8 protein-coding genes are annotated in these 7,938 nt (G+C 68.3%); 3 read left to right on the forward strand and 5 right to left on the reverse strand.

The features are described from left to right. From I53_RS18670 to I53_RS18685, 4 genes are all read right to left on the reverse strand, one after another. Positions 1-383: DUF1839 family protein (locus tag I53_RS18670; RefSeq protein WP_043353385.1), on the reverse strand; the 383-nt coding region annotated here is incomplete at its 3' end. Between the two features lie 4 nt (positions 384-387). Next, positions 388-1,344 carry an amino acid--[acyl-carrier-protein] ligase gene (locus I53_RS18675; RefSeq protein WP_251982364.1) on the reverse strand — a complete coding sequence of 319 codons (957 nt, stop codon included), beginning with the start codon at positions 1,342-1,344 and terminating at the stop codon, positions 388-390. Beyond that, complete coding sequence (locus I53_RS18680) at positions 1,344-2,507, reverse strand: acyl-CoA dehydrogenase family protein (protein ID WP_043353391.1); 1,164 nt, start codon at positions 2,505-2,507, stop codon at positions 1,344-1,346. Before I53_RS18680 ends, I53_RS18675 begins: the two co-directional genes overlap by 1 nt. Then, complete coding sequence (locus I53_RS18685) at positions 2,504-2,758, reverse strand: acyl carrier protein (RefSeq protein ID WP_043353394.1); 255 nt, start codon at positions 2,756-2,758, stop codon at positions 2,504-2,506. Before I53_RS18685 ends, I53_RS18680 begins: the two co-directional genes overlap by 4 nt. Before the next feature lie 386 nt (positions 2,759-3,144). On the opposite strand from I53_RS18685, the gene I53_RS18690 reads away from it, so the two are divergent. After that, entirely contained in the window at positions 3,145-4,233 is a 1,089-nt protein-coding gene (locus I53_RS18690) for an acyltransferase (protein ID WP_043353395.1), read from the forward strand. Here I53_RS18690 and I53_RS33410 read toward each other — a convergent pair. Further along, positions 4,209-4,448 carry a hypothetical protein gene (locus tag I53_RS33410; protein ID WP_148291196.1) on the reverse strand — a complete coding sequence of 80 codons (240 nt, stop codon included), beginning with the start codon at positions 4,446-4,448 and terminating at the stop codon, positions 4,209-4,211. The two genes, I53_RS18690 and I53_RS33410, sit on opposite strands and share 25 nt — an antisense overlap. A 96-nt stretch (positions 4,449-4,544) precedes the next feature. Here I53_RS33410 and I53_RS18695 point away from each other — a divergent pair, with 96 nt between their 5' ends. Together I53_RS18695 and I53_RS18700 are read left to right on the forward strand one after the other, a co-directional pair. After that, positions 4,545-5,714, forward strand: a complete 1,170-nt coding sequence (locus tag I53_RS18695; RefSeq protein ID WP_043353397.1) for a glycosyltransferase — start codon at positions 4,545-4,547, stop codon at positions 5,712-5,714. Between the two features lie 11 nt (positions 5,715-5,725). Further along, on the forward strand, positions 5,726-7,921 hold the full coding sequence (locus tag I53_RS18700; protein ID WP_043353399.1) for a polysaccharide biosynthesis tyrosine autokinase: 2,196 nt from the start codon (positions 5,726-5,728) through the stop codon (positions 7,919-7,921). The last annotated feature ends 17 nt before the right edge of the window (positions 7,922-7,938 follow it).

Genomic DNA, 7,938 nt, shown 5'->3' on the forward strand with positions numbered 1-7,938 from the left:
CCCCGGCCGTAGGTCGTCCCCTGGGTATCGGGCAGATAGATCGCGTCGATTTCGACCAGCACCGGGCGGCCGGCCTCCGCCTGACGCACGGCATGGGCCTCAAGGCCCCCGTAGACCGCGAGTTCCAGCACCTCCAGCCCATAGAGCCGCTCGATGTCGCCGGGCGGCGGCTTGAAGAAGGTGAACTGGTCGCCCTCGAAATCCTGCCGCAGGGTGAAGCCCAGCATCGCCTCGGGCACGAGGCCGCGTCCGTGCAGGAGCTCGATCCAGAGGTCGACGTAGCAATTCGTCTCCGGCCAATCGCGGCCGGACCCGTGGAGCGGGTGCGGGGCGTAGGGTCCCGCGGCTCCGAGATCCTCCGGCCGGCGCAGAGCGGCGGTCACCGCCTCAACCCCACAGCTCGGCGCGGACGGCCTCAGGCCAGGCGGCGAGATCGAGTCCGTGGTGGCGCAGCAGCGCCAGGGTGATCCGCTCCAGGCCGAAGCCGACGCAGGCCGTATGGGCGACCGCGCCATCCGCCTGATGCAGGTCCCAGGTGCTGCCGAAATGGTCCTGGTGATAGTTGAAGCTGAGACAGGCGGTCGGATTCTCGACGCTGTTGACCGGGACGTTCAGTTCGAACTTGAGGCCCTGCGCCCGCTGGTTGTTGGCGAGCATCCGGCCGGCGCGCCCGAAAAACGGGTCGTTGGCCGCGTCGATGGCGAGCGGAAGACCGAGGTCGCGCATCATCGCCGTGCCGCGTTCAAGCCACGACTCGCGGAAGGCCAGAACCTGCTCGGGACTGCCCATGCGCACGTATTCGCGCATGCGGAAGAGCTGCATCCGGGTCGGCTCCAGCGAGGGCTCGCGCCGGAAGCAATAGGATTGCAGGTCGAAGAGGCGGCCCGCGGCGGGCAGCGCCCCCCGGGCGGCAGCCACCGGATAGACCGGGTAGCAGGCCGCGGGCGTCAGGACGACGTCGGTGGCCTCCTGCTGGCCGGTCCAGTCGGTCCCGGCCTCCAGACAGGCGAGGATCTCGGCATGGCCGCGGGCGTCGCCGCAGAAGCTGTGGACGGTGCCGGCGAGGTTCGGGAACCCCTTGAGGTACCCGCTGCGCTCGAAGGCCGACCGGCTCATCGCGGGCGGGAAGCGCAGCACCTCGGCCCCCTCGGCGGCGCCGAGACGCGTGATCATCCGGTCGAGGGCGTCGACGACGCTCTCGAAGCCGCCGCTGCGGCCGTAGAGGCCGTCGACGCCGGTCCGGACCAGCAGCCCGTGGTCGAACAGGCGGTCGAGGAACGTCGGACCGCCGGCCGGCTCGTCCTCGGGGAGGACGTCGCCGGCGGGAGAGGAGATCGATTCCATCACGCACTCATGAGCTGGCCGCTGCCCTTCTGCACGAGCAGGAGCTTGGCGGTGTTGGCGAGGATGCGATCGTTGCCGATCATCAGCGGTGCGGAGAGGACGTCGCGCAGCGGCCGTCCCAGGCTGAAGGGCGTGTCGTTCCTGTATCCGGCGAGACCGACGATCGCGAGCGCACCCCGCACGATCTCGACCGCCATGTCGGAGACGGTGACCTTAAGGTTGTTCAGCATCACGCAGAAGCCGACGGAGCCGATCGTGTCGGCGTCCCCGTGCGCATCCTCGAAGCGGCGCAGGGCCGACACGATGGTGCCGCGCATAGCCTGGTGCGCGTTAGAGACCTCGGCCAGCCGCAGGGCCGTGGGCGGGACCTGCCCGGGCCGCCGTCGGGCCTCGGCCTGCACGAAGGCGCGGGCGCGGTCCACCGCGTAGGTCGCGATCCCGTACCACACGCTGCTCCACAGCAAGTGCGACGAGGCCAGCATCGACTGGGCGGCGATCTCCGCGAACGGCTTCGGCAGGATCTGCTCGACCGGGACGTTCCGGGCTTCCAGGCGGAAGCCGTCGCTGCACGTCCCGCGCATCCCGAGGGTGTCCCAATCCCCCGTGCGCACCAGGGAGATCTGATCGGCCATCAGCGCGACGAGGACCTGATCGGACGTCGCCGCGTCCGGATGGCGCCGAGCCGTGGCGAGGATCAGGTCGGCCCGGGCGCCGTAGGAGATCACCGACGCGTCCTTGCCGAGGGCGAAGACCTCACCGGTGGTCTCCACTGCGCAGAGGCTGTTGCGCAGGTCGCCGCCGATGCCGGCTTCGGTGGTCGAGGAGGCGACCAGCAATTGCTCGCGGGCGATCCGCTCCATCAGGCGGCCGTGCCACGGGCTGTCGAGCCCGTGGGTCACGAGGCTCGACACCTTGATGTGGTGCATCGCGAACACCATCGCGGCCGCGCTGCAAGCCTGCCCGAGCGTGCTGCACAGCTCGGCGATCTGGACGAGCCCAGCCCCCTCGCCGCCGAACTGCCCCGGGATCTGAAGACCGAGGAGGCGCTCGGCCTTCAGCGCCGCCACCGCCTCTTCGGGGAAGCGGCCTTCGCGATCGACGGCGTCGGCGTGACGCGCCGCCACCGCCGCCACCCGCTCGGCGCGCGCGGCAAACGTGCTCATGCGGCTTCCTGCTGGATCAGCGTGGAGACGGCCTCGCGAATCGCGCGGATGGACGAGAACGACTTGCGGTTCAGGAGTTCATCGGGGAACTCGATGTTGAAGCGCTCCTCCAGCGCCAACATCAGCTGCACCGAGCCGAACGAATCCAGCCCGCGATCGAACAGGCTGTCATCCTCGGAGAGCTGGTCGGCCTTGCCGGCGAAGGCTTCGTTCGATCCTAGGATCTCACGGATATCCTGAGCGATGTTCAAGGCGGAACTCCCTATTCCAGTCATAACGACGCTATTGAACGGATCGGCCCGCCGTCAAATTATCTATTGATTAATAGTAAATAGCCGTGCGCGTGTTGCGATACGGGGATGCGCGCGGCGTATCCAGGCAGCTCACGCGGCCCGAGCGCTATATTGGCCGCCGCTACCTTTACGATCACTTTCCGGCTCTTTAATTCGCGATCGACTCTCCCGCCAATTCGCGGATTTAGCAACTTACGCGCTTAAATGCGCGGCGTGACGTCAGTTCGGGATGAGGAGCCATTTAGGACGATTCGGGACTCGTCGTGACGTGGCGGGGCCATCGTGGCCATAAGGTTGCGGCTTCGCCTGTCCCGGGCGGAGCCCCAGGCATCAGCCGGCGCGCGATGATCGACAATCTTCAAATTCTGCGTGCCGTCGCGTCATACCTTGTCTTCCTCACGCATTACGGCCTGTATATCGGACCGGTTTTGCCGCGACCGGATCTCCTGGCCTTCGGCGCCTTCGGCGTGGACGTCTTCTTCGTCCTGTCCGGGTTCATCATGTTCGTGAGCACCAGCGGCCGCCGTGAGAGCCCCGGTGGGTTCCTGCTCCGCCGGGCGTCGCGCGTCGTCCCGGTCTACTGGCTCGTCACGATCGGCCTGGCGCTCATCGCGCTGACCGGCCTGAAGCCTATCGGGATCATGGAGGTCCGGCCGGACTACCTCATCCAGTCGTTGCTGTTCCTGCCGTTTTCCCGCGGAGGCTTCATCGAGCCTCTGAATTCCGTCGGCTGGACGCTCAACTACGAAATGTTTTTTTACGTGGTCTTCGCGGGCCTGCTGCTGGTGTCGAAGCCCGCCGTCCGGGCGCTGGGCGCGGCCGCAATCTTCCTCGCGTTGATCCTGCTCGGACTTCTGCCCGCCCCGGGCCTGTACTGGGCCTACTACACGAAGCCGATCATCATCGAGTTCGCCGCCGGCATCGGCCTGGGCTACGCCTATCTGCGCCTCGGCATCCCGCCCGCGGGCTTCCCGGTCAGGCGCTTGGCCTGTGCCGCCCTGTCCGCGGCGGCGCTGCTCGTCCTCGGCGGCCAGATCGCCACCACGCTGCTCGACGCCAGCCCCGAATTGTCTGGATTCGCCCGGCCGCTGGTCTGGGGCTCCGCGGCCGTCCTCGTCGTCGGCGCGATGCTGCTCCTGGAGCAGGGCGGCGTCGCGCTGAAATCGCGCTGGCTGCTCTCGCAAGGCAATGCCAGCTACTCCTTCTACCTGGTCCACAACCTGCTGCTTCACAGCGCCGCCAAGCTTGCAGCGCTCCTCGTCGCCCCCGGATACGCGCGTGCCGCTCTCATCTTCGCCATCGCGTTTCCGGCCTCTGTGGCCGCGGGAGAGGTGCTGTTCCGATATGTCGAGACCCCTCTGATCGCCGGCCTGCGACACCGGCTCCATCGACGGACGCGTCCTGCCTCTCAGCCGACGCCGATCGCCTCGTAGCCTGCGCCACGCAGGATCTCCGCGGCGCAGGCCGCGACCGGCTTGCGCTGCCAGTGCATAAACCGAAGCCACGCGCTGACCGCGCAGAGAATGCCGATCATTAACGTTACTAATTCATAAAAATTAAGTTTACACTCGGTATTACACATCTGAACAGGGCCTATTTCCAACTGTTGTCGAGGCGGTGACCCCTTTTTTAGGGCCGATGTCTCCATTACTCTTTCCAGTGCGCCTCTGCTCGCTGTCACAGGCGGGGGCGGCAGGACAGTATTGATTGGTCCCGCGTCTGGCGTGCCGACGAGGAAGCTGTGATGCGTGTCGCGATTGTTCACGACTGGTTGTATATCGTCGGTGGCGCCGAGCGTGTCCTCGAGCAGCTGCTGCGGATCTATCCCGACGCGGATGTCTTCGCGCTCTTCGATTTCCTGTCCGAAGAGGATCGGGAGCGGCTGGGCTACACGCAGGCGCGGACAAGTTTCATCCAGCGCATGCCGTTCGCGCGGACTCGGCACCGCAACTACCTGCCCCTGATGCCGCTCGCGATCGAACAGTTCGACCTCTCGGCCTACGATCTCGTCATCTCCAGCAGCTACGCGGTGGCCAAGGGCGTCCTGACCGGACCCGACCAGCTGCACGTCTCCTACATTCACTCGCCCATGCGCTACGCCTGGGACATGCAGCATACCTACCTGAGGGAGAGCGGCTGCGACGCCGGGATGAAGAGCCTGCTCGCCCGGCTCATCCTGCACCGGATGCGGGTCTGGGACTTCCGCACCGCAGCCGGTCCCAACGCGATCGTGGCCAATTCCGCCTTCGTCGCCCGGCGCATCCACAAGGTCTACGGCCGCACCGCCGAGGTCATCCACCCGCCCATCAATCTCCCGAGCCAGCGCTACGACGGGCCGCGCGGCAACCACTTCCTCGTGGCCAGCCGGCTCGTGCCCTACAAGAACGTCGAGGCCGTGATCCGCGCCTTCGCCCTGCTTCCCGATCTCGAACTCGTGGTGGCGGGCACCGGGCCGGATGCGGCACGGCTGCGGGAGATCGCCGGGCCCAACGTGTCGTTCTCCGGCTTCGTCTCCGACGGGGAATTGCGGCGCCTCATGGCCACGGCCCGGGCCTTCATCTTCGCGGCCGAGGAGGATTTCGGGATCATCGTGGTCGAGGCCACGTCGGAGGGCACGCCGGTCCTCGCGCTGGGCCGCGGCGGCGCCCGCGAGACGGTTCAGGTCCGCGGCCCGCAGCGCACCGGGATGTTCTTCGACACGCCGGAGCCGCAGGCCATCGCCGATTGCGTGGGCCGGTTCCTGCAGCAGGAAAGCCTGTTCACCCGTGAGGCCTGCTGGGCGCAGGCCGAGATGTTCTCGGCCGAGCTGTTCCGGAGCCGCTTCGTGAGCTTCGTCGGTCAGCAGATGGCTCTCCATCAAGCCGCCTGCGAGACGCGCCCGCGGATCCTGCCGCGGCTCGAAGCCGTCGGCTGAGGACGCGCCGCATGTCCTTCCTGACTGTCGATCTGGCCGACCGGGCGCCGGTCCGCGCCCTCCCCCAGGAGCCGATGCGCGGCGGCCCGCTGGCCGCCGCCCTCTCCCGGATCTGGCATCGCCGCTACCTGTTCGCAGCGGTGTTCGTCGGGATCCTCGGCCTCGCCGTAACCGCCCTGCTGATGATTCAGCCCCAATACGTGGCGAGCGGCTCGGTGATCGTCGCCGAAGCGGAGCCCGGGGCGAACAACGCCTCCATGGCCTGGATCCAGAAGATCGGCGATCCGGCCGATATCGAGAGCCAGATCCTGGTGATCCGCTCGCCCCGGCTGCTGCGTCTCGCGATCGACGACGGCCTGATCGCGGCCGTCATGGCCGAGTGCCGCTCTGCGGCGACCCGCGGGCATCCCGACGAGATCAGCGCCAAGAAGGAAGCGGCCTGTACGAAGCTCACGACGGATCGCAACGCCCTCGTGGAGTATCTTCAGAAACGCTACACGGTCCTGAGTTCGGGCCGCTCGCGCATTATCACCATCGGTTACAAGTCGCCGCTGCCCGACACGGCGCAGACGATGGCCAACGGCCTGATCAACGCCTTCCTGGAGGATCAGCGCGAGACGCAGGCCTCGAGCCGGAAGGCGGCCGCCGACTGGCTGCATGCCGAGATCAGCCAGCTCGATGCATCGATCCGCGCGGACGAGACCCGGATCCAGACCTTCCGCCGTCGCAAGGGCCTGCTGAAGGGCTCGACGGCCCCGATCAGCGCCGAGCGACTGACCAGCATCAGCCAGCAGCTTGCCGCTGCGGAGACGGCCAAGGCGGATGCCGCCGCGCGTCTCAGCGAGATCGAGAACAAGGGCGCTCGCGGCGCCGACAGTGCCCCGGCGGTGCTGGCCAGTCAGACCGTCGTATCCCTGAAGCAGCAACTCAGCGGCGTCAGTGCGCAGCTCGCCAACCAGAGCACGCTGCTCGGGGCGAGCCACCCGGTCATCCGGGCGCTCGAGACCGAGCAGGCGAGCCTGCGCACGCGGATCGAGCAGGAGGTCGGCAACGTGGCGAAGGGCTTGCGCAAGTCCTACGAGGCGTCGAACGCCCTCGCCAAGTCGCTGCGCGCCCAGCTCGAAACCGCCAAGACCGACGCCGCCGCCGCCATGGACGACGAGGCCTCGATCGAGGGCATGGTCCGCAACGCGGAGATCAAGCGCACCCGCTACGCCGATCTGGTGAAGCGGGCGGGCGAGCTGGAGACCGAGCGGCGCATCCTCACCGGCAGCACGCGGCTGGTCAGCCTCGCCGAGCTGCCGCAGGAGCCGTTCTCGCCGAAGGCCGTGCCGTTCCTGGCGGGCGGCTTCGTGCTCGCCGGCGTCCTCGCCGCCGCTGCCGCGCTGCTGCGCGACTACACCGACCGACGGGTGCGCAGCTCCGCGCAGCTCATGGCCGGCACCGGCGCCCCGGTCTTCGCGCAGCTGCCCAGCCTGGAGCCAGCCGGGCTGGTGGGACGCTTCTCCGAGCGTCAGCGGACGCTCGACCTCCCGGAGGCCCTGGCGCGGGCGCGGGTCGATCCGGTGATGCAGAACGTCCTGCGCAACCTGCACGCCCATCTCGTCCTGGCGGGCTCCGGCAAGTCCCGCGTCATCCTGGTGACCTCGGCGAAGCCGCGCGAGGGCAAGTCGTTCACGGCCTTCGCGCTGGCCGGGATCGGCGCCGCCGGCGGGCGACGGGTCCTCGTCGTCGAGTGCGACCTGCGGCGCCCGAATTTCGAGGCGTCGCTCGGGCTCGGCCGCGGGCCGGGCCTCGGCGGCGTGCTCCGCGGCGAGATCGACCCGGCCGAAGCCGTGGTCCCGGCCGGACGCTTCGACGTCATTCCGGCGGGTACGCCGACGGCCGACTCAACCGAGCTTCTGATGAGCGACCGGATGGCGGGCTTTCTCGACTGGAGCCGCCGCTACGACCTCGTCCTTCTCGATACGCCGCCCACCAGCCTCCTGATGGACGCGCCGACGCTCGCCCGCCACGTCGACGGGGTGCTCTGCTGCGCCCGCTACGGCCGCTCGCAGCTCTCCGACACCGTCGAGACCGTGGCGAACCTGCGCCGCGCCGGCGGACACGTGCTCGGAATCGCGATGACGATGGTCCGGCCGGGCACCCAACCGACCTACGATGTGATGCCCCTGCCCGATCCACGCACGGCCGCGGGCGCCCGATGACAGACGTCCTTCCCGCC

This window comes from Methylobacterium sp. B1 (assembly GCF_000333255.1).
GTDB lineage: Bacteria > Pseudomonadota > Alphaproteobacteria > Rhizobiales > Beijerinckiaceae > Methylobacterium > Methylobacterium fujisawaense.